This is a genomic window from Pseudomonas lundensis (assembly GCF_001042985.1).
Lineage (GTDB): Bacteria > Pseudomonadota > Gammaproteobacteria > Pseudomonadales > Pseudomonadaceae > Aquipseudomonas > Aquipseudomonas lundensis.
Genome location: NZ_JYKY01000021.1, coordinates 14,742 through 35,669 on the forward strand (window position 1 = coordinate 14,742; position 20,928 = coordinate 35,669).

Annotated in this window: 18 protein-coding genes; 10 read left to right on the forward strand and 8 right to left on the reverse strand. The window is 57.2% G+C overall.

Annotated elements, in window-relative coordinates; all coding sequences use genetic code 11:
* Positions 1-19: 19 nt before the first annotated feature.
* The 5 genes from TU74_RS16215 to TU74_RS16235 all read right to left on the reverse strand — a co-directional run bounded on the left by TU74_RS16215 (position 20) and on the right by TU74_RS16235 (position 7,599).
* On the reverse strand, positions 20-2,836 hold the full coding sequence (locus TU74_RS16215) for an FAD-binding and (Fe-S)-binding domain-containing protein (protein WP_048377094.1): 2,817 nt from the start codon (positions 2,834-2,836) through the stop codon (positions 20-22).
* A complete protein-coding gene (locus TU74_RS16220; protein WP_048377095.1) occupies positions 2,833-3,504 on the reverse strand; it encodes a LutC/YkgG family protein in 672 nt (223 codons plus the stop codon). The genes TU74_RS16215 and TU74_RS16220 overlap by 4 nt, the downstream gene beginning before the upstream one ends.
* Entirely contained in the window at positions 3,504-4,961 is a 1,458-nt protein-coding gene (locus TU74_RS16225; RefSeq protein ID WP_047277577.1) for a LutB/LldF family L-lactate oxidation iron-sulfur protein, read from the reverse strand. Before TU74_RS16225 ends, TU74_RS16220 begins: the two co-directional genes overlap by 1 nt.
* Complete coding sequence (locus TU74_RS16230) at positions 4,958-5,782, reverse strand: (Fe-S)-binding protein (protein ID WP_048377096.1); 825 nt, start codon at positions 5,780-5,782, stop codon at positions 4,958-4,960. Before TU74_RS16230 ends, TU74_RS16225 begins: the two co-directional genes overlap by 4 nt.
* Before the next feature lie 122 nt (positions 5,783-5,904).
* Positions 5,905-7,599, reverse strand: coding sequence for a lactate permease LctP family transporter (locus tag TU74_RS16235; RefSeq protein ID WP_047277573.1), 1,695 nt, complete (start codon positions 7,597-7,599; stop codon positions 5,905-5,907).
* Positions 7,600-7,858: 259 nt separating this feature from the next.
* On the opposite strand from TU74_RS16235, the gene TU74_RS16240 reads away from it, so the two are divergent.
* Entirely contained in the window at positions 7,859-8,626 is a 768-nt protein-coding gene (locus TU74_RS16240; protein ID WP_047277571.1) for a GntR family transcriptional regulator, read from the forward strand.
* 93 nt (positions 8,627-8,719) lie between these two features.
* Here the strand turns inward: TU74_RS16240 and smpB are convergent, their stop codons facing one another.
* Entirely contained in the window at positions 8,720-9,202 is a 483-nt protein-coding gene (gene smpB, locus TU74_RS16245; protein WP_016783457.1) for an SsrA-binding protein SmpB, read from the reverse strand.
* 116 nt (positions 9,203-9,318) lie between these two features.
* Between smpB and TU74_RS16250 the strand changes: the two genes are divergently transcribed.
* From TU74_RS16250 to TU74_RS16260, 3 genes are read left to right on the forward strand one after another with little or no spacing between them, the layout of a single operon-like run.
* Complete coding sequence (locus TU74_RS16250) at positions 9,319-10,722, forward strand: sodium-dependent transporter (RefSeq protein ID WP_047278451.1); 1,404 nt, start codon at positions 9,319-9,321, stop codon at positions 10,720-10,722.
* Between the two features lie 7 nt (positions 10,723-10,729).
* A complete protein-coding gene (locus TU74_RS16255) occupies positions 10,730-11,164 on the forward strand; it encodes a type II toxin-antitoxin system RatA family toxin (protein ID WP_047277567.1) in 435 nt (144 codons plus the stop codon).
* Entirely contained in the window at positions 11,157-11,471 is a 315-nt protein-coding gene (locus tag TU74_RS16260) for an RnfH family protein (RefSeq protein ID WP_082149886.1), read from the forward strand. Before TU74_RS16255 ends, TU74_RS16260 begins: the two co-directional genes overlap by 8 nt.
* A 58-nt stretch (positions 11,472-11,529) precedes the next feature.
* Here TU74_RS16260 and TU74_RS16265 read toward each other — a convergent pair whose 3' ends face one another.
* Positions 11,530-12,051, reverse strand: a complete 522-nt coding sequence (locus tag TU74_RS16265; RefSeq protein ID WP_047277563.1) for an outer membrane protein assembly factor BamE — start codon at positions 12,049-12,051, stop codon at positions 11,530-11,532.
* Between the two features lie 98 nt (positions 12,052-12,149).
* Between TU74_RS16265 and fur the strand changes: the two genes are divergently transcribed.
* A complete protein-coding gene (fur, locus tag TU74_RS16270; RefSeq protein WP_047277561.1) occupies positions 12,150-12,563 on the forward strand; it encodes a ferric iron uptake transcriptional regulator in 414 nt (137 codons plus the stop codon).
* Between the two features lie 86 nt (positions 12,564-12,649).
* Here the strand turns inward: fur and recN are convergent, their stop codons facing one another.
* Positions 12,650-14,332: a DNA repair protein RecN gene (gene recN, locus TU74_RS16275; protein WP_047278443.1), complete on the reverse strand. Its 1,683-nt coding sequence runs from the start codon at positions 14,330-14,332 to the stop codon at positions 12,650-12,652.
* A gap of 254 nt (positions 14,333-14,586) precedes the next feature.
* Between recN and grpE the strand changes: the two genes are divergently transcribed.
* From grpE to carA, 5 genes are all read left to right on the forward strand, one after another.
* Positions 14,587-15,153, forward strand: a complete 567-nt coding sequence (gene grpE, locus TU74_RS16280) for a nucleotide exchange factor GrpE (RefSeq protein ID WP_048377098.1) — start codon at positions 14,587-14,589, stop codon at positions 15,151-15,153.
* A 101-nt stretch (positions 15,154-15,254) separates the two neighbouring features.
* Complete coding sequence (gene dnaK, locus TU74_RS16285; RefSeq protein WP_047277556.1) at positions 15,255-17,171, forward strand: molecular chaperone DnaK; 1,917 nt, start codon at positions 15,255-15,257, stop codon at positions 17,169-17,171.
* A gap of 321 nt (positions 17,172-17,492) precedes the next feature.
* Positions 17,493-18,617: a molecular chaperone DnaJ gene (gene dnaJ, locus TU74_RS16290; RefSeq protein WP_047277553.1), complete on the forward strand. Its 1,125-nt coding sequence runs from the start codon at positions 17,493-17,495 to the stop codon at positions 18,615-18,617.
* A gap of 10 nt (positions 18,618-18,627) precedes the next feature.
* Positions 18,628-19,434: a 4-hydroxy-tetrahydrodipicolinate reductase gene (gene dapB, locus TU74_RS16295; protein WP_048377099.1), complete on the forward strand. Its 807-nt coding sequence runs from the start codon at positions 18,628-18,630 to the stop codon at positions 19,432-19,434.
* A gap of 259 nt (positions 19,435-19,693) precedes the next feature.
* Positions 19,694-20,830 (forward strand): glutamine-hydrolyzing carbamoyl-phosphate synthase small subunit, encoded by a 1,137-nt coding sequence (gene carA, locus TU74_RS16300; RefSeq protein ID WP_047278439.1) that lies wholly within the window; start codon positions 19,694-19,696, stop codon positions 20,828-20,830.
* Positions 20,831-20,928: the final 98 nt, after the last annotated feature.

The window sequence follows — 20,928 nt, forward strand, 5'->3', positions numbered from 1 at the left end:
GTCACATTGACCGAACGCCCTAAGGCTGTAGCGCTTTGGCCGTGGTGACCCGATCCACCAAATACACCAACCCGTGGTAGTCGATACCGCCGTGTTGCGTCAGACCAATCTCGCACGTGCGGCTGGTGGAAATGCCTTCGCTGCAGTGCTGCACGGCGTCTTTCAAGCTGCGCAGCGAGTGGGCATTGAGCTCAGGCGTGGTAAAGCCTTTATCTCCCGCAAAGCCACAACAGTGAATGCCTTCTGGGATGACCACTTCCTGGCTGCATAACCGCGCAATATCGATCAGTGCCTGACTTTCGCCCAAGTGTTGCGTGCTGCACGTGACATGCACGGCAATCGGCGCCGGTTGCGGGGTGAACCGCAACTTATCCACAAGGTGGGTGCGAATGAAGCGCACCGGGTCGTACAGGTCGAGGCGGGTGTCGCCCAGGTCTTGCACCAGTCGCAGGGTACACGGGCTGGTGTCGCAGTAGATCGGGTCAAGCCCGCCACGGCTGGCGTGCAGCAAGGCGCCAATCAGTTCCTGACGCTTGTGTTCTGCCTGTTCGGCGTACCCTTTTGAAGCAAACGGCTGGCCGCAACACAGGCTGTCCAGGTTGTCGGGGAAGACGACTTGGTAACCGGCTTTTTCCAGCAGCCCCCGGGTTTTGTCCAACAGGGACATTTGTTCGCGGTCGCCCGCTGCGGGGCCCATGACGCGGGACACGCACGCCGCCAGGTACACCACGCGCGGGCGTGCATCGTTGATCGGCGGGGTGAAGCGTATCGCCCGCTCAGGTTGCGGCATGGCGTTGGTCCACTGGGGCACGCGCCCTTTACTGGCCTTGGTCAGAGTGGCAGACAGCCGGGCCAGACGCGGCGCGCCCAAGAGCATGCGCGCGCCATTGGCCACATGCAGCGTAAAACGCGCCCCTTGCAGCGTGGTCGCAAAGTGATTGCCCAGCCAGTCGGCCGTTTTGACATGATCGGCGTTGCGGGCGCGCAGTTTCTTCACCAGTTCGCCGGTGTTAATGCCGACCGGGCAACGTTGCGCACACAAGCCGGTCGCCGCGCAGGTGTCGATGCCTTGGTATTCGTAGGCTTTTTCCAGCTCGCGGGTGTCCACCCCGGCGCGTTTTTTAGCCTGAATGTCACGCCAGATCACGATTCGCTGGCGCGGGCTAAGGGTCAAACCCTTGGCCGGGCACACCGGTTCGCAAAACCCGCACTCAATGCACTTATCCACAATCTCGTCGGCGGCGGGCAGGGGTTTGAGGTGTTTGAGGTGGATCTGTGGGTCGTCGCTGAGTACGACGTCCGGGTTCAGGATGCCCTGTGGGTCGAGCAAACGCTTGAGCGACCACATCAGTTGATAAGCATCGCTGCCCCATTCCAGTTCCACGAAGGGCGCCATGTTACGGCCGGTGCCGTGTTCAGCCTTAAGCGAGCCGCCGAATTCCACAGCGACCAACTGGGCTACGTCATCCATGAACGCCTGATAGCGTGCGACTTCTTCCGGGCTGTTGAAGCCTTGGGTGAAGACGAAGTGCAGGTTGCCCTCAAGCGCGTGTCCGAAAAGGATCGCTTCGTCGTAGTGATGCTTGTCAAACAGCTCAATCAGGCGGTTTACGCCGATGGCCAATTGTTCGACGGGGAAGGTCACGTCTTCGATGATGACTGTGGTGCCGGTTTTGCGCACGGCGCCCACGGCGGGGAAGGTGTCTTTGCGGATGGCCCACAGCTTTGCGTTTTCGACCGGGTCTTCAGTGAAATCGACTTGTTTCTCGACAGGAAATGCCGACAGCGAGCCCATGATGTGCGCCAGTTGTTCGTGTAACAACGTCTGCGTGGCCGCGCGAGATTCGATCAAGAGTGCGCAGGCATTGGCCGACAGTTGCTGTACGAAAGCAGGCATGCCGGGCTTGTCCTGCACAGAACGCAGGCTGCGGCGATCAAGCAGTTCAACGGCGGACACTGGTTGGCTTTTCAACACCGTCACGGCGGTGCAGCAGGTTTCCACGTCCGGGAACACGATCAGCGCCGAGGCTTTGTTGGGGTGATCGATGACCGTGTCGTAGGTGACCGAACTGATAAAGCCCAGGGTGCCTTCACTGCCCACCAACAAGTGGCTGAGGATATCCAGCGGGTCGTCGAAATCCACCAGGGCGTTGAGCGACAGGCCGGTGGTGTTTTTCAGACGGTATTTGTGGCGGATTTTTGCTGCCAACTCAGTGTTTGCGCGGGTCTCGAGGGCCAATGTCGCCAGCTGTTCGAGCAGTGCGCTGTGGCTTTGACGGAACGCGGCCACGTTGGCTGCATCTTCGGTGTCGATGCGTGTGCCGTCGGCCAGTACCACCCGCATGCCCGCCAGCGTGTGGTAGGTGTTTTGAGCGGTGCCGCAGCACATGCCGCTGGCGTTGTTGGCCACGATGCCGCCAATTTTGCAGGCGTTAATCGAGGCCGGATCCGGACCGATTTTGCGTCCGTACGGCGCCAGCCATGCGTTGGCTTGGGCGCCAATCACGCCAGGTTGCAGACGGATTTGCGTGCCCTGACCGCGAATTTCTTTAGCGTTCCAGTTATCCCCCAGCACGATCAGTACTGAATCACTGATGGCTTGGCCGGACAAACTGGTGCCCGCTGCGCGGAAGGTCACCGAGACGTTGTCGCGCCGTGCCAGATGCAGCAGTTCAACCACTTCGTCTTCGGACTCAACGCGCACCACCAGTTTCGGGATCAGCCGATAGAAGCTCGCGTCGGTGCCAAAGGCCAGGGTCGACAGGGCGTCGGTGAAACGCCGGTCTTGCGGGATCAGGCGTTCGGCGTCGCGTAGAAAAGCAGCGGGCAGGCTCATGCGTCCTCCAAGATTAACACCACCAGGTCTTTCGGACCGTGGGCGCCGTAGGCCAGAACTTGCTCGATGTCGGCCGTTTTAGACGGGCCGGACACCAGCAGTGCATTGGTCGGCATGCCGGCGGCCCAGTTCATTTCACGTTGCACCTGATAGAAGTTGTCGCGGATCTCACTGGCCTTAAGCAAGGCGAAATGCACCGGCGGAACGAGGCTCATCAAGCGGGGTTCTTCGGGTGTCGGCCAGAGGATCAGGCTACCGGTGGCGGCGATGGCGCCCAAGGTGGTGGTCAGGCTGGCAGGCGTGTCATTGAACAGTTCGTCTTTCCAGTCTTCTACCCGCCGGTCGTAGGCTTTAAGTGCTGGTAGCGCAGGATTTTGCGCCCAATGCGCCGTCACTTTTTGCCCATGAGGGGTTGTCGGGGCAATCAGCAGGCTGGGCAGTTGCCGGTCCGTGACCAGTTGCGCCAACAGGGCAGGCCAACCGTGCTCGCTGCTGAGGTGAATCTCGGTGTGTACGGCTTCCATCAGCTTGCGCAATTGCGGGATGCGTTGTTCCGGGGGGTAGGTCCAGGGTTGCGTCACCAGCACTTCGTCAAAGTTGTCAGCCACAGGCGTTGTGCCCGTCAGACTTTTGCGCAGTTTGTTGAGGATATTGTGTTTGGCGCTCATCACTGGTCTCCCGACTTTTTCGCCAAATGCTCGCGGGCCATGTCGTGCAGCGAACGGGCGGCGGGTTTAGGGGCGCTGTGGTTTTGGGTCCACGGACCTACGTTGCTCGGGGTCAAACCGCGCAGGCGGGTGGCGGCTTTCAAGAACAACCGATAGAGGTTGGGCGAGCTGTTGAGCTTGGCCCAGGCGTTCCAGATGAAACGCTCTTTGCGTGAATACTTGCTGCCCTGACCGCGCATGATGCGCGGCTGGGTGTCGGGCGCTTTGACGTTTTCTTCGCGCAGTCGGCGCAGCAACGCCGGGATCGGGATTTTGACCGGGCAAACTTCGCCGCAGGCGCCGCAGAGCGAGGACGCGCTTGGGTGATCCGGGACGTTGGCCAGCCCGACCATGTGCGGTGTGATGATCGCGCCGATAGGACCGGGGTAGACCTCGCCGTAGGCATGGCCGCCAATGCGCGTGTAAACCGGGCAATGGTTCATGCAGGCCCCACAACGAATGCAGTTCAGGGTCTGGCGCAGTTCGCTGTCGGCAAACGCTTGGCTGCGGCCGTTATCGAGCAAGACCAGGTGCACTTCTTCAGGGCCGTCGAGTTCACCGGGTTTGCGCGGGCCGGAGATCATGTTGACGTAGGTGGTGATGGGCTGGCCGAGGGCGGAGCGGGTCAGCAGTGATACCAGCGGCACCACATCGCGCAGGTTTTCGACGACTTTTTCGATGCCGGTCACAGCGATGTGCACGGGCGGCACAGTGGTCGACATACGGCCGTTGCCTTCGTTTTCCACTAGCAGCAAGGTGCCGGTTTCGGCCACGGCGAAGTTGACGCCGGAGACGCCGATGTCGGCTTCAAAGAATTTTTGCCGAAGTACGCGACGACCGATCTGGATCAGTTGGTCGACGTCCTTGGTGTATTCCACGCCGAGTTTTTCGTGAAACAAGTCGGCCACTTGCCCGGCGTTCTTATGGATCGCGGGCATGATGATGTGGGAAGGCTTTTCGTTGTCGAGCTGAACGATGTATTCGCCCATGTCGGATTCCAGGCATTCAATGCCTTGGGCGCCGAGCACGTGGTTCATTTCCATTTCTTCGCTGACCATCGATTTGCCTTTGATCACTTGCTTGGCCGCACGACGGCGAGCAATCGACAAGACAATTTCGTTGGCTTCTTCGACGGTCTCGGCCCAATGAACCTGCACGCCATTGCGGGTCAGGTTGGCTTCCAGTCGCTCCAGCAAGTCGGGCAGTTTGGACAGGGCGCGGGCGCGAATGGCGTTGCCCAGGGCGCGCAAGTGCTCGCGTTCGTGGGCATCACTGAAGGCCACGGCGCGTTTGGTCATCAGAGAATCCATGGCACTGCGAAAGTTATTTCGCAGTTGTTTGTCAGCCAGGGCTTCGTGGGCGCGTTCGCGGAAGTCTTCTTCGACGGCGACGGTCGGGATCAGTGTGCTGGTGCTCATTGTTCACCTCCGGTGCGCTGCCACAGAAAACTGGCCAGATGCTGGCCGCGCAGTGATTGCTTCTGTTTTTCCAGCGAGCCGTTGATGTTCATCAGGCAGCCGCAGTCGGCGGTGAGCACTTGGTGTGCGCCGGTTTCGATCAAGGAGCGGGTCTTGTCGGCCACCATGGCGCCGGAAATATCCGGCATGCGTACGCTGAATGTCCCACCAAAGCCGCAGCATTCACTTTCGTGGCTGTGGTCGATGCGTTCAACGTTGCTCAACTGGGCCAGCATTTCGCGGCCGTGCAGGTGGGTGTTCATTTCACGGCGGGCGGAGCAGGAGGTGTGCAAGGCGACTTTGACCGGGGCGCCGTGGTCCTTGAATTGGACCTTGCACACGAACAGCAGGAATTCGGTGAGTTCGTAGGTGCGTTCGGCCAGGGCGTGAACGCGCTTCAGGGTGTCGGGTTCGTCTTTGAACAAGTCTTCATAGTGCTCGCGCAGCATGCCCGCACAGGAACCAGACGGCACTACGACCGGGTAGTCCTCGGCAAACAGGGCCAGTTGCGAGCGAGCGACATCGCGCGCCTGCTGGGTGTAACCCGAGGTGTAGGCCGGTTGGCCGCAACAGCTTTGCCCTTGCGGGTAGTCGACTTCGATGCCTTCGCGTTCCAACAAATGGATCGCGTCCATGCCGGCTTCGGGGAAGAACAGGTCGACCACGCACGTGCCAAACAGGTAAACCTTGGCTGGTTTTTGCGTGGGATACATACGTGGCACAGGCAGGGGCGGGGCGACACGGGTCGCGTTGGGCACGGCGTTGTAGAAAAACTCGCTCATCAGGCGTCTCCGGGTGGTCCCGGTTATGTGTCCGCCAGGCGTTGAGCCAGGCAGACCGGGTCGTGAATGGCTGTCGCCGGGGCGAACCCCGGCGATTTTAACGTGCGATAACCATAGACCTATTAGTGCACCAGCATGCCGGTGAACCAGTAGGCTTGAGCCAGCGTGATCAACCCCACGATGGTGGCGAAGAACAGGCTGTGTTTCAGGGTGAAGCGGAACAGGTCGGATTCTTTACCCACCAGGCCAGTGGCCGCACAGGCGACGGCGATCGACTGCGGGGAAATCATTTTCCCGGTCACGCCGCCGCTGGTGTTGGCGGCCACCATCAAGGTGTCGCTGACGCCGATCTGGTGCGCGGTGGTGGCTTGCAACGAGCTGAACAGGGCGTTGGACGATGTGTCGGAGCCTGTCAGGAATACGCCCAGCCAGCCCAGGAACGGCGAGAAGAACGGGAAGGCTGCGCCCGTACCGGCCAACACCAGTGCCATGGTCGAGGACATGCCCGAGTAGTTGGTGACGAATGCGAAGGCCAGCACCATGCCGATGGACAGGATTGGCCAGCGCAGCTCGTAGAAGGTCTCTTTCAAAGTGGTCAGACCAGTCTTGACGTTGATTTTCAGCACCAGCATCGAGATCAGCGCCGAGAAGAAAATCGCAGTGCCGGTCGCGGAGATCGGGTCGAGCTTGAACACGGCCGCAATGGCGGTCGGTGCGTTGACGATGGGAGCCGTCTTGATGACCAGTTGATCAAGGTGCGGGATTGCAAAGTTGAACACCCAGCCGTACATCGAACCGCCTGGCGAGAACATGGCCTTGAACGGTTTGAGTGTCCAGATGGTGACCAGCACGGTCAGGATCAGGAACGGGGACCAGGCTTTCAGAATCTGCATCAGGCTGTAAGGCGATGCCATCAGGTTGCTTGGCTTGCCGAATCCACCTGCGCTGGCGGTGACGATTACGTCTGAGGTGACGCCCGCAATCTGCGCGCCTGCGGTGCGTTTTGGCTGCCAGACTTTCAGAAACAGGGTCAGGCTGACGAGGCTGGCGAGGGCCGATGTGATGTCCGGCAGCTCGGGGCCAATGTAGTTGGAGGTGAAGTATTGGGTGACGGCGAAGCTCAAACCGGCCACCAGTGCTGCGGGCCAGGTTTCACGCACGCCACGCAGGCCGTCCATCATGAACACCAGCCAGAACGGCACGAATAGTGACAGCAAGGGCAGTTGGCGACCGGCCATGGCGCCGATTTTGAACGCGTCGATGCCAGTGACCTGGCCGGCCACGATGATCGGGATACCCAATGCGCCGAATGCCACCGGTGCGGTGTTGGCGATCAGGCACAGGCCTGCGGCGTACAGCGGGTTGAACCCCAGGCCTACCAGCAGTGCGGCAGTAATCGCGACCGGGGCACCGAAACCGGCTGCACCTTCGAGGAAAGCGCCGAAGCAAAAACCAATCAACAGCACTTGCAGGCGCTGGTCATCGGTGATCGACAGGACGGAGCTGCGGATGATCTCGAATTGACCGCTTTTTACGGTGAGTTTGTAGAGGAACACCGCGGCCACGATGATCCATGCAATTGGCCAGAGGCCGTAGGCAAATCCATAGCCCGCTGCTGCGAACGCCATGTCGACCGGCATCTGGAAGGCAAAAATCGCCACCAGAATCGACAAGGCAAGGGTGATGCTGCCGGCGACGTGCCCTTTGAGACGGAACACGGCCAGGGCCAAAAAGAAGAACACGATCGGGATGACGGCGGCGAGTGCGGACAGGCCGAGGCTGCCGAGCGGACTATAGAGCTGTTGCCAGGTTTGCATATGGGGTGGCCCCTAATTGTTATTGGTCGTTGCTGCTGGTCGCGCTTGGCTAATTGGTATTACCAATTTACAACCGCTGTCGGCTAGGTTAAAAGCCTTATGAGGCATGTGTCAATTTGCCGCCCTAAATCTTTTGTCTGACAAAACGTCGGCATGGCATCTGATGGGGTGTTTGCGATTGCGTCTGGCAGGTGTCTGAAGCGCGCTAATCAGCGAGAATGGCGGCCCCGGCGCGTGGTCGGGAAGGGTGGAGAGGGTTATGGGGTTTGATCAGATTCGTCAGCGCCGTTTGTCTGACGATATTGTCGAGCAGCTTGAGGGCATGATCCTTGAGGGCACGTTGAAGTCGGGCGAGCGGTTGCCGGCTGAGCGTGCGCTGGCTGAACAATTCGGGGTGTCGCGCCCGTCGTTGCGCGAGGCGATCCAAAAATTATCGGCCAAGGGGTTGTTGGTCAGTCGCCAGGGCGGCGGCAATTATGTCGCCACGTCACTGGGGTCGACCTTCAGTGATCCCCTGTTGCAACTGCTTGAAAGCAACCCCGAGGCGCAACGCGACTTGTTGGAGTTTCGGCATACGCTGGAAGCGTCCTGCGCGTTTTATGCCGCCTTGCGCGCTACGGACGTGGACCGCGAGCGGCTGCGTCTGGCATTTGAACGGTTGCAGGATTGTTACGCGCGGGTCGATGAAGTCAGTCGTGCCGAAGAGGGCGAGGCGGACGCGAGTTTTCACTTAGCGATAGCCGAGGCGAGCCATAACGCGGTGTTGTTGCACACGATTCGCGGGTTATTTGATTTGCTCAAACGTAACGTGGTGACGAATATCGGCGGGATGTACAAGCAGCGCAGCGAAACGCGAGACATGCTCATCAGTCAGCACCGGGAGTTGTACCTGGCGATTATTGAGGGGCGTGCCGAGGATGCGCGGGAAGTGGCCAGTCGCCATCTGATGTATGTGCAGGAAGTGCTGGAGGAGGTGCGCCAGGAGGTTCAGCGAACGGCGCGTGCTGAGCGGCGCAATGGTTTGTAGGGGTAAAACCTTCAGCAACAGCAATGCTCGCGATTGAGATCACCCCAGTCATCGGGTTGAACTCATCGCGAGCAGGCGGGCAGCAGAAGAGGGTTAGTCTTCCTTGCCCTTGTTGCGTACCGCGCGTTGCAGCTCGCGATCGGAGTCGCGCTCGCGTTCGGTATGACGCTTGTCGTATTCCTTTTTGCCTTTACCGAGGGCAATTTCACACTTGATCAAGTGCTTGCTCCAGTAAAGGGAGAGGCAGACGCAGGCGTAACCCTTCTGCTGCACCGAGGCAAACAGCTTTTCAAGCTCGCGCTTGTTGAGCAGCAGTTTGCGGCTGCGCGTCGGGTCGGCAATAACGTGCGTGCTGGCGGTCGTCAGGGGGGCAATGTGGCTGCCGAGCAACCAGGCTTCACCGTCCTTGAGTAGCACGTAGCTGTCGACCAGCTGTGCCTTGCCTGCACGCAGACTTTTTACTTCCCAGCCGGCCAGGACCAGACCAGCCTCGAACCGATGTTCGATGAAGTAATCGTGTCGCGCTTTTTTGTTCTGCGCGATGGTCCCTGTGGGGTGTTTCTTCTGTTTAGCCATAGGGGCGGCATTATAGGCAGTTGCGAGCAAGTCGGCTACGGGCACCTGCGTGCTTGAGCACGTAGGTTGAATCCCGGACAATGCGCCCTCTTTTTTATCGGTTGGGCGTAGTAACGATGTCGACAGACAAGGTTTCTGTCCACGGCAGTTGGGCAAGCCGTTGGGTCTTTATTCTCGCTGCGACCGGTTCTGCCGTGGGTTTGGGCAGTATCTGGAAATTCCCCTACATGGTTGGCGTCTACGGTGGTGGCGCGTTTGTGCTGGTGTTTTTGGCGTGCATCGCGCTGATCGGTGTGCCGGTGATGCTGGCCGAAACCTTGATCGGACGCCGTGCGCGGCTCAGCCCGGCGAATGCCTTGAAGGTGCTGGCGGTAGAGGCGGGTCATTCGGCGCGGTGGTCCTGGTGGGCTTTCGCCGGGATGATTACGGCACTCCTGATTCTGTCTTTTTACAGTGTGGTCGGCGGCTGGTCGCTGGATTACATCCTCAATATGGGCAAGGGCGACTTTCAAGGGGCGACGGCCGATCAGGTCGGGGCGTACTTCGGTCACGTCATCGCTGACCCGTGGCGCCTGACGTTTTGGCATACCGCGTTCATGGTGTTGTCTGCTTTTGTCATCGCCAAAGGCGTGGTGGCGGGGCTTGAGCGCAGTTTGCGCATCATGATGCCCATTCTGTTTGTGCTACTGCTGGTGTTGCTCGGCTACAGCATGACCACTGGGCATTTCATGGAAGGCGTGCATTTTATGTTCGACTTCAACCCGGATCGGGTCATGGACGGTCTACTGGCGGCGATGGGCCATGCGTTCTTCTCTCTGAGCGTGGGTGTGGGTTCGATCATGATCTACGGCGCGTACATGCCGAAGAATGCGTCGATCTCCGGCACGGTTGTGGGCGTTGCGCTGATCGATACCTTTGTCTCATTGCTGGCGGGCCTGGCTTTGTTTCCAATTGTGTTTGCGTCGGGATTGAACCCCGGTGAAGGGCCGGGCCTGATGTTCGTGACGTTGCCTTTTGCTTTCGGCAACGTCGCATTTGGCCAGTTGATGGGTGTGGTGTTTTTTGTGCTGGTGGCTGTCGCGGCTTGGAGTTCGGCGATTTCGTTGCTTGAACCGATGGTGGCTTATCTGGTTGAACGCACCAAAATCCGTCGGTTGTGGGTCACCTTCTGGTTAGCGTTCAGTTGCTGGTTTGTCGGTCTGGGCACGGTGTTCTCGTTCAATATCTGGAAGCAGGCCAAATTTTTCGTGAACGAAGAATCCGGTTTCCACCTCTACCAATGGGGCGCGGAGCAGGGGCTGGACTTCTTTGGTGTCGTCGATTTCCTCACCTCGCGTATCATGCTGCCTTTGGGTGGACTGTGTTTCGTAGTCTTTGCGGGCTGGATCATGGGCCGTGGTGCTGTACGCGACGAGTTGTCGATGCGCAGCCCGGTGTTGTTCGCCTTGACTCTTTTTTTGATGCGCTATGTGGCGCCACTCGGCATCCTGATCGTGTTTGCCGCCCAGCTGTGGAAGTAACGCTGACATGACTACCCATATCCAACGCTCCGCCTTGCTGCCTTATCCTGCGCAGGCTTTGTATGACCTGGTCAATGATGTGGCCAAGTACCCCGAGTTTTTGCCATGGTGCTCATCGGCCGAGATCCTTGAGAGTACCGAAGTGCTGATGCGTGCCCGTCTTGGCGTGGCCAAGGGCGGCTTGAGCCAGCACTTTGTAACGCGCAATACGCTGGTGCCGGGCCAGTCGATTGAGATGAATCTGGAGGAAGGCCCGTTTACCAAATTGCATGGTGTATGGGTGTTCAAGCCGTTGGGCGAAAAAGCCTGCAAGATTAGCCTGGACATGACGTTTGATTATGCGGGCGCGATTGTAAAAGCCACGCTGGGGCCGTTGTTCAATCAGGCTGCCAATACGTTGGTTGATGCGTTTTGCCAACGTGCCAAGCATTTGTATGGCTGAGCCAATGATTGCCATTGAGGTGGTGTACGCCTCGGTTGAGCGTCAGCGTTTACTGGCGATGACCGTTCCTGAGGGTACCAATGTGCGTTCAGCTGTTTTGGCATCGGGTTTGGGTGAGGTGTTTCCAGAACTGGATTTGACGAGTTGCCCGGTCGGCATTTTTGGTAAACAGGTCAGTGATTCTGAAAATCGTGTGTTGCAAGCCGGTGATCGCATCGAAATTTACCGACCGCTGCTGGCTGACCCCAAAGAAATTCGTCGCCAACGGGCGGCGAGAGCCGCTGAGGCCAAGCGTCTTAATCCTTAAACCTGGTTTTTCGCAGGCAACAAAAAGCCCGGCATGCCGGGCTTTTTTGTACCGACGTTTATTGGTCGGTGGTATCCAGAGGTTCTGGTGTCGGGACAGGTACTGTTTCGACCCCGTCGACATCCTTCTGGATCTGGTCGAGCAAGGATCCAGGCTTGGCCGGAACTTCGCTCTTCTCGGTCGGAGCAGCCGGTGTGGTCACATTTGCGCCACCGTCTTTGCCGAGAATGGCTTCGTCTTTGCTGACGCCAGGCATGAAGTCACCTGACAAGCTGACGAGCTGGTCGTTTTCATTGAAGAACACGCTGACGCGTTCCTGTTGGCGTTCACCGCCGCCTGGTTGGAGGCTATACAAATAATCCCAACGATCCGGATGGAATGTATCGGTCAGCAGGGCGTTCCCCATGATAAACCGCACTTGCCGGCGGGTCATTCCCGGGCGTAACTGGTTTATCATGTCCTGCGTGACGACATTGCCCTGCTGGATGTCGATTTTGTAAACCCCGGGGAATGAACAACCGGCGAGTGCGAGCAGTCCCACAAAGGTGAAACTGGTTAGCAAGAGCTTGGTGTTTTGCATCGGTGGGCGACTTCCACTATCTTGGCTGGGACAACGTAAACGCCGATCATACCCGTATTAAGAGAAGCTGCGAAGCGGCTTCCGCGAGAAAGCTAACCATGGTTGAAAATAGCGAACTACGTAAGGCCGGACTTAAGGTGACTCTGCCACGAGTCAAAATTCTACAAATGCTTGATTCTGCTGATCAGCGTCACATGAGTGCCGAGGACGTTTACAAGGCGCTTATGCAGGCAGGCGAGGACGTCGGTCTGGCCACGGTTTACCGTGTGTTGACCCAGTTCGAGTCAGCCGGGCTGGTGATCCGCCATAATTTCGATGGCGGTCATGCCGTGTTTGAGCTGGCCGACGCAGACGGTGGTCATCACGACCATATGGTCAACGTTGAAAGCGGCGAAGTGATTGAGTTTTTCGACGAAGACATCGAAAAATTGCAGCATGCAATTGCCGAGAAGCACGGCGTTGAGCTGGTGGATCACAACTTGGTGCTCTACGTACGTAAGAAAACCAAGTAAGCAGGTCACGCGAATTTCGGTTTGCGAAACGATCGAAGGCGACCTTAGGGTCGCCTTCGTGCTGTCTGCTGAATGACCGTTCGTCGTTAAGCGGTCTGATTCTTGGCTGAAACGACCATTTTCTTGGCATGCGCCAAAGACTCTTTAGTCAGGTCGATGCCGCCCAGCATGCGCGCTACCTCTTCCACACGTTCTTTTTGGCTCAGTTTGGATACTGCTGTGCGGGTAGCCTCGCTGTCCCGAACTTTGTGCACGAACAGGTGCTGGTGGCACTGCGCAGCGACTTGAGGCAAGTGTGTAACGGTCAATACCTGGCCGCGATCGCCGAGGCGGCGTAGCAGTTGACCCACGATCTCTGCTGTTGGACCGCCGATACCGACGTCTACCTCGTCGAATACCAGTGTCGGAACGCGCGAGGTTTGTGCGGTGATCACCTGAATCGCCAAACTGATACGTGACAGCTCACCACCGGACGCTACTTTAGCCAGTGCTTTGAGCGGCTGTCCGGGGTTGGCGCTGACCAGCAGTTCGACGTGTTCCAGGCCGAAAGGCTGTGGGTCGGAGCTGTTTTGCGGTTTTAACTCAATGACGAAACGGCCTCCCGGCATGCCAAGGCGCTGAATTTCTTCTTCTACAGCGCTGCCCAGACGCGTAGCGGCCTGAGTGCGAATGTTGCTGAGCTCGCGCGCGCACTCTTGATAATGACGTGCAAACGCTGTCAGCTCGTTGGCCAGCCTTTCGATGGATTCATCATTGGCGTTCAGCGTTTCAAGCTCATCCATCAATTTTTGTTGCAGGGCATAGACCTCGGTAGGCTGAACGCGATGTTTGCGTGCCATGGTGTAGATCGAGTCGAGACGCTCCTCCAGGTACTGCAGGCGCCGCGGGTCAGCATCGAAATGATCGAGAAAACGATTGAGCTCACCGACCGCTTCTTCAACCTGTATCTGGGCGCTGGCAAGCAAATCCGAGGCTTCATTCAGTGCGCTGGTGTTGTTATTGACGCTGGCCAAACGATTAAGGCTGCCAGTCAGGGTGTTGAGCACGTTGCCTGCGTCGCTTTCACTGCATTGCTCAACCACTTGGCGGCAAATTGAAAGTAACGCTTCAGCATTGGTGAGGCTTTTGTGTTCCTGCTCCAGTTCTTCCAGTTCGTTTTCAGCAAGCGCCAGGTTGTCCAGTTCTTCGAGTTGATAGCTCAATAACTGATGGCGAGCTTGCTGTTCATCCCCGGAATTGGAGAGGTGCTCGAATTCTTGTTTGGTTTGGCGCCAGCGTTGTGCCGCCAGCTGGACTTGCCGCGCCAGGTCGGTGGCGCCGGCATATTCATCCAGCAGTCGGCGGTGCGTTTCGGGCTTTAGCAGCGACTGGTGTTCGTGCTGGCTATGAATGTCGATCAACAACTCGCCAAGGGCTTTGAGATCGCCTTGGGGGCAAGGTGTGCCGTTGATATAGCCGCGAGAACGACCTTCGCTGGTAATGACGCGGCGCAGAATGCAGGGCCCGTCGTTCTCAAGATCCCGTTCGGCCAGCCATGCCTGGGCTTCTGGAATTGCCTGCAGGTCGAAGGTGGCGAGAATGTCTGCCTTGTCGGCACCAGGACGTACAACGCCACTGTCCGCACGGTCGCCCAGCGTTAACCCCAGCGCATCGAGCATGATCGATTTACCGGCGCCGGTTTCGCCAGTGATTACACTCATACCGCGATCGAGTTCCAGATCGAGATGTTCAACGATGGCGTAGTTGTGTACGGACAGGTGCACCAGCATGGGGGCCGCTCCAAAACGTAATGTCTGGTTATTTATACAGTGTTTTTGAGCGGGCTGACAATGGGCAGTCTTAGTTCGATTTACACCCGAATTCCTGTTTTTTAGGTCGTTTTGTTTTTTGTGATCGAAAGCACCGGGTCGAGATAACTCATGTCTTCCGTTTTTTTGGCTCTTGAACCTGAGAATTGCGACCCCATATACCTTGGCACAAGCGCGAACTTGAATTCGCGGACAAAGTTTGAAAGGAGAAATCTATGGCAGACGAACAGACTATGGATACGCAGAACCAAGACGCTAATCAGGCCGCCGATGCATCAAGCGAAGATCTGGTAGCCCGCGTGCAGGTGCTTGAAGAGCAACTGGCAGCCGCCAATGATCAGGCTCTGCGCGTAGCTGCCGATCTGCAGAACGTCCGCCGCCGTGCCGAGCAGGACGTTGAGAAAGCACACAAATTCGCTCTGGAAAAATTTGCAGGCGATCTGCTGCCAGTGATTGACAGCCTGGAGCGTGGTCTTGAGCTGTCGAGTCCTGATGACGAGAGCATTCGTCCGATGCGTGAAGGCATCGAACTGACGCTCAAAATGTTCCAGGACACCCTTAAGCGTTATCAGCTTGAAGCCATTGATCCGCACGGCGAACCGTTCAATGCCGAGCATCATCAGGCAATGGCGATGCAGGAAAGTGCTGACGTGGAGCCCAATAGCGTGCTCAAGGTGTTCCAGAAGGGTTATCAGCTCAATGGTCGCCTGCTGCGCCCGGCGATGGTCGTGGTAAGCAAAGCGCCAGCACCGGTTTCGCCTTCAATTGATGAGCAGGCTTGAAATCGGTCGCAAGGCCCCCATTTAGAAGTCAAGCGTTTAAGTAATGCCGCAGTTGGTCATTACTGCTGCGGCAAAAAAATTCAAATTTAGGGAGAGTTAACATGGGCAGAATTATCGGTATTGACCTGGGCACCACCAACTCGTGTGTGTCGGTTCTGGAAAATGGCAAGGCAAAAGTTATTGAAAACGCAGAAGGCGCGCGCACTACGCCGTCGATCATTGCGTACGCCAACGATGGCGAAATTCTGGTTGGCCAATCGGCCAAGCGTCAGGCAGTGACCAATCCGCATAACACCCTGTACGCGGTGAAGCGTTTGATCGGTCGTCGTTTTGACGAAGAAGTTGTACAAAAAGACATCCAGATGGTGCCTTACAAAATCGTCAAGGCAGACAATGGTGACGCTTGGGTTGAAGTGAACGGCCAGAAAATGGCACCGCCACAAATCTCGGCTGAAATTCTGAAAAAAATGAAGAAAACCGCCGAAGATTACCTCGGCGAGCCAGTGACCGAAGCTGTTATTACAGTTCCGGCTTACTTCAACGACAGCCAGCGTCAGGCAACTAAAGACGCAGGTCGTATTGCCGGTCTGGACGTTAAGCGCATCATCAACGAACCTACCGCGGCTGCTCTGGCTTACGGTATGGACAAAGCGAAGGGCGACCACACTGTCATCGTTTATGACTTGGGTGGTGGTACGTTCGACGTGTCGGTCATCGAAATTGCTGAAGTGGATGGCGAGCATCAGTTTGAAGTGTTGGCTACCAACGGTGATACGTTCCTGGGTGGTGAGGACTTCGACATCCGCCTGATCGACTACCTGGTTGACGAGTTCAAGAAAGAAAGCGGCATGAACCTTAAAGGTGATCCGCTGGCGATGCAGCGTCTGAAAGAAGCTGCTGAAAAAGCCAAAATCGAACTGTCTTCGAGCCAGTCGACTGACGTGAATCTGCCTTACATCACTGCAGATGCCACCGGTCCTAAACACTTGAACGTGAAGATCTCTCGCGCCAAGTTGGAATCGCTGGTTGAAGATCTGGTTCAGCGCACGATCGAACCTTGCCGTCTGGCGCTGAAAGATGCCGGTATTGATGTGGGTGCAATCAACGACGTCATTCTGGTGGGTGGTCAGACCCGTATGCCGTTGGTGCAGAAGCTGGTAACCGAGTTCTTCGGCAAAGAAGCACGTAAAGACGTGAACCCGGACGAAGCGGTTGCCATGGGTGCTGCTATCCAGGGCGCGGTACTGGCTGGTGATGTTAAAGACGTGCTGTTGCTGGACGTAAGCCCGCTGACTTTGGGTATCGAAACCATGGGCGGTGTCATGACGCCTCTGATCGAGAAAAACACCACGATTCCTACCAAGAAATCGCAAGTGTTCTCGACAGCTGACGATAACCAGGGCGCAGTAACGATTCACGTGCTGCAAGGTGAGCGTAAGCAAGCGGCTCAGAACAAGTCGTTGGGCAAGTTCGACCTGGCTGACATTCCACCTGCTCCACGTGGCGTGCCTCAGATCGAAGTGACTTTCGACATCGATGCCAACGGTATCTTGAACGTAAGTGCGAAAGACAAGGCGACTGGCAAGTCTCAGTCCATCGTGATCAAGGCTAACTCGGGTCTGTCCGAGGAAGAGATTGCTCAGATGGTGCGTGATGCTGAAGTCAACGCTGAAGAAGATCGCAAGTTCGAAGAGCTGGCAGCTGCACGTAACCAGGGTGATGCACTGGTGCACTCGACCCGTAAAATGGTCGCCGATGCGGGCGATAAAGTAACCGAGGAAGAGAAAGCTGCGATCGAAGCTGCTGTAGTGGCTCTGGAAGCTGCTGTTAAAGGCGACGACAAAGCGGCTATCGAAGCCAAGGTTGAAGAGCTGTCCAAGGTGTCGGCTCCGGTTGCTCAAAAGATGTACGCTGAGCAAGCGAACCCTGCGGACGCAGCGTCCAAGCCAGCTGACTCGGCTGAAAAAGCGGATGACGTTGTCGACGCTGAGTTCGAAGAAGTTAAAGACAACAAGTAATCAGCTTGTTTGTCGGCCGGTTGACCGTGTGTAAGCGGTGACTGGTAGGATGTCGCCGCGCGGGAGCTAGCTCCCGCGTTGGCGTGTCTGGAGTTGAAGAATTTTTACAGCATGCGACAAGGTCGGGTGCTGGCGGTCTGGCTCGAAACTTTCTTGTATTTCGGCCTGAAGTGACCGCTCCTGTCGGCCAATGCTTTGGCTGTTAATCAGAAACCAAAATCGTTGAAAAAGACGTGAGTCGAGACTGATCTCTATCGGGCTTGGCGGGTTTGGTGAGGCTCGGGAGGGTTTTGCCGAACGTCCTTGAGAGTGCAAAGAATTATGGCAAAGCGCGATTATTACGAAATTTTAGGTGTTGAACGCACCTCTACCGAGGTGGAGCTGAAAAAAGCTTATCGCCGTCTCGCAATGAAGCATCACCCGGATCGCAATCCGGATGACAAAGCATCTGAAGAGCTCTTCAAGGAGGCCAATGAGGCCTATGAAGTGCTTTCGGACTCAAGCAAACGAGCTGCTTACGACCAATACGGCCATGCTGGCGTAGACCCGCAGATGGGTGGCGGCGGCGGTGGTTTTGGTGGGCAGAACTTCTCCGATATTTTCGGTGATGTGTTCAGTGATTTCTTTGGCGGTGGTCGTGGCGGCTCCCGGGGCGGTGCTCAGCGCGGTAGCGATTTGCGCTATACGCTGGAGCTGGATCTGGAAGAGGCTGTTCGCGGTACAACCGTCAATATTCGTGTTCCGACGCAGGTTAATTGCAAGCCGTGCGACGGCTCGGGCGCCAAGAAGGGTTCTTCGCCGGTCACGTGCCCAACGTGCGGCGGCATTGGTCAGGTGCGCATGCAGCAGGGCTTCTTCGCCGTGCAGCAGACCTGTCCGCGTTGCCATGGTCAAGGCAAGATCATTTCCGACCCTTGCGACAGCTGCCATGGTGCGGGTCGTGTCGAAGAGTACAAAACCCTCTCTGTAAAAGTGCCTGCTGGCGTTGATACGGGTGATCGCATTCGTCTTTCCGGTGAAGGTGAGGCGGGGGTTCAAGGGGGCCCTACCGGCGACCTGTATGTTGTGATCGATGTGCGTGAGCACGCGATTTTCCAACGCGATGGCAAGCATTTGTTCTGTGAGGTGCCAATCAGCGTGGCGGACGCAGCGCTTGGTGCTGAGCTTGAAGTGCCGACGCTGGATGGTCGGGTGAAGCTGAAAATTCCGGAAGGTACTCAGACCGGCAAGCAGTTCCGTTTGCGCGGTAAGGGTGTTGCGCCCGTGCGTGGCGGTGGTGCGGGTGATTTGATGTGCCGCGTTGTGGTTGAGACGCCTGTCAAATTGAGCCGTCGTCAGCGCGAGCTGATGGAGGAGTTCCGCACAACGCTCGAAGGCGATAGCAGTCATTCGCCGAATGCCACGGGCTGGTTTGAAGGCGTCAAGCGCTTCTTCGGCGATTTGTAAGGGACGAGACATGCGACGTATAGCTGTGATGGGCGCTGCCGGGCGCATGGGTAAAACGCTGGTCGATGCCGTTCAGCAGCGCTCGCCGCTGGGTGGGCTTACGGCGGCTATCGTTCGACCGGGGAGCACGCTGGTGGGTGCTGATGCTGGCGAACTGGCATCTCTAGGGCGCATTGGTGTGCCGTTGTCGTCCAGCCTGGAGGCGGTCATTGACGAGTTCGATGTGTTGATCGACTTCACGTTGCCGGAGGTAATGCTAAAAAACCTCGAAATGTGTCGTTGCTCGGGCAAAGCCATGGTGATTGGTACGACCGGGTTGACTCAGGCTCAAAAGAACTTGCTGGCCGAGGCGGGTAAAGACATTCCGATCGTGTTTGCGGCTAACTTCAGTGTGGGGGTCAATCTGTCGCTCAAGCTGCTGGATATGGCGGCGCGAGTGATGGGGGATGATGCGGATATTGAAATCATTGAAACGCATCATCGTCATAAAATCGATGCGCCGTCGGGCACTGCGTTACGCATGGGTGAGGTAATTGCGGATGCACTGGGGCGTGATTTGGAGAAGGTCGCGGTTTACGGTCGCGAAGGTCATACCGGTGCTCGTGAGCGTGAAACCATTGGTTTCGCAACCGTGCGTGGTGGCGATGTGGTGGGTGATCACACCGTGTTGTTCGCTACTGAAGGCGAGCGACTCGAAATTACCCACAAGGCTTCCAGTCGCATGACCTTTGCAAAGGGTGCCGTTCGCGCTGCGTTGTGGCTGGAAGGGCGCAAGCCCGGTCTCTACGATATGCAGGATGTGCTCGACCTGCGCTGATTCCCCCCTGTAAAATCCGGCTGTTGCTGTACCAGTAGCCGGATTTTTAACCGCTAAGCGATTTCCTGTCGCATTCCCCTGCCTTTAAGGCTTTTTAGCGGTAGACCAAAAAAGCATTTTTCTGTAACCTACAGCTTTAGTGTGTCCACTAAAAGCGCGCAGATAATTCGATGAAGAAGCGGGGTGACGTGTCCATACGTCACTCCGCTTTTTTACAACCTGCGATCGCCCTTTCAGGCTTTATTTACGGGAGGTCTTCTTGACTAAGCAAGCCATACTCGCCCTTGCTGATGGCAGCATTTTTCGCGGCGAAGCCATTGGAGCCGACGGTCAAACCGTTGGTGAGGTCGTTTTTAACACCGCAATGACCGGCTATCAGGAAATCCTTACCGATCCTTCCTACGCTCAGCAAATCGTTACCCTGACTTACCCGCATGTAGGCAATACCGGTACTACCCCGGAAGATGCCGAGTCTGATCGTGTCTGGTCCGCAGGTTTGGTTATTCGTGATCTGCCTTTGGTCGCGAGCAACTGGCGTAACACGATGTCGCTGTCCGATTACCTGAAAGCCAATAATGTTGTGGCGATTGCAGGCATTGATACCCGTCGCCTGACCCGTATCCTGCGCGAGAAAGGCTCGCAAAACGGCTGCATCATGGCGGGCGATAACATCTCGGATGAGGCAGCCATTGCAGCTGCGCGTGGTTTCCCGGGCCTGAAAGGCATGGACCTGGCGAAAGTTGTCAGTACCGAAAAAACGTACGAGTGGCGCTCTAGTGTCTGGAACCTGGCGACCGACAGTCACCCGACTATCGACGCCTCCGAGCTGCCTTATCACGTTGTGGCATACGACTACGGCGTGAAGTGGAACATTTTGCGCATGTTGGTAGAACGCGGTTGCCGCGTAACCGTCGTGCCGGCTCAGACCCCAGCCAGCGATGTACTGGCGTTGAATCCGGATGGCGTGTTCCTGTCCAACGGCCCAGGCGATCCAGAGCCTTGCGATTACGCAATCAAAGCCATCCAGCAAGTGCTGACAACCGAAATTCCAGTATTCGGCATCTGTCTTGGTCATCAACTGTTGGCGCTGGCCTCCGGTGCCAAGACGGTGAAGATGGGTCATGGCCACCATGGTGCTAACCACCCGGTGCAGGATCTGGACACGGGCGTTGTGATGATCACCAGTCAGAACCACGGTTTTGCAGTGGATGAAGCGACGTTGCCTGCCAACGTGCGTGCGATCCACAAGTCGCTGTTTGACGGCACGCTGCAGGGCATCGAGCTGACCGACAAGAGCGCATTCAGCTTCCAGGGCCACCCTGAAGCGAGCCCGGGCCCGAACGACGTAGCACCGCTGTTCGACCGTTTCATCAACGAGATGGCCAAGCGCCGCTAATCCTTTTCCCAGATGAAGTCGTCCAAGGCGGCCCCGAATACCGGCGGCCCTTGGAGGCTTCAGGAAAAAGACTACCGGCTTGCCCACTGACCTGCGGA

Coding starts and splice junctions, on each gene's coding strand:
- TU74_RS16255 (WP_047277567.1), top strand. CDS start 10,730: ATGACTACCCATATCCAACGCTCCGCCTTGCTGCCTTATCCTGCGCAG.
- TU74_RS16260 (WP_082149886.1), top strand. CDS start 11,157: ATGGCTGAGCCAATGATTGCCATTGAGGTGGTGTACGCCTCGGTTGAG.
- TU74_RS16225 (WP_047277577.1), bottom strand. CDS start 4,961: ATGAGCACCAGCACACTGATCCCGACCGTCGCCGTCGAAGAAGACTTC.
- TU74_RS16240 (WP_047277571.1), top strand. CDS start 7,859: ATGGGGTTTGATCAGATTCGTCAGCGCCGTTTGTCTGACGATATTGTC.
- TU74_RS16250 (WP_047278451.1), top strand. CDS start 9,319: ATGTCGACAGACAAGGTTTCTGTCCACGGCAGTTGGGCAAGCCGTTGG.
- dnaK (WP_047277556.1), top strand. CDS start 15,255: ATGGGCAGAATTATCGGTATTGACCTGGGCACCACCAACTCGTGTGTG.
- TU74_RS16215 (WP_048377094.1), bottom strand. CDS start 2,836: ATGAGCCTGCCCGCTGCTTTTCTACGCGACGCCGAACGCCTGATCCCG.
- grpE (WP_048377098.1), top strand. CDS start 14,587: ATGGCAGACGAACAGACTATGGATACGCAGAACCAAGACGCTAATCAG.
- recN (WP_047278443.1), bottom strand. CDS start 14,332: ATGCTGGTGCACCTGTCCGTACACAACTACGCCATCGTTGAACATCTC.
- dnaJ (WP_047277553.1), top strand. CDS start 17,493: ATGGCAAAGCGCGATTATTACGAAATTTTAGGTGTTGAACGCACCTCT.
- TU74_RS16235 (WP_047277573.1), bottom strand. CDS start 7,599: ATGCAAACCTGGCAACAGCTCTATAGTCCGCTCGGCAGCCTCGGCCTG.
- dapB (WP_048377099.1), top strand. CDS start 18,628: ATGCGACGTATAGCTGTGATGGGCGCTGCCGGGCGCATGGGTAAAACG.
- fur (WP_047277561.1), top strand. CDS start 12,150: ATGGTTGAAAATAGCGAACTACGTAAGGCCGGACTTAAGGTGACTCTG.
- TU74_RS16265 (WP_047277563.1), bottom strand. CDS start 12,051: ATGCAAAACACCAAGCTCTTGCTAACCAGTTTCACCTTTGTGGGACTG.
- TU74_RS16230 (WP_048377096.1), bottom strand. CDS start 5,782: ATGAGCGAGTTTTTCTACAACGCCGTGCCCAACGCGACCCGTGTCGCC.
- smpB (WP_016783457.1), bottom strand. CDS start 9,202: ATGGCTAAACAGAAGAAACACCCCACAGGGACCATCGCGCAGAACAAA.
- TU74_RS16220 (WP_048377095.1), bottom strand. CDS start 3,504: ATGAGCGCCAAACACAATATCCTCAACAAACTGCGCAAAAGTCTGACG.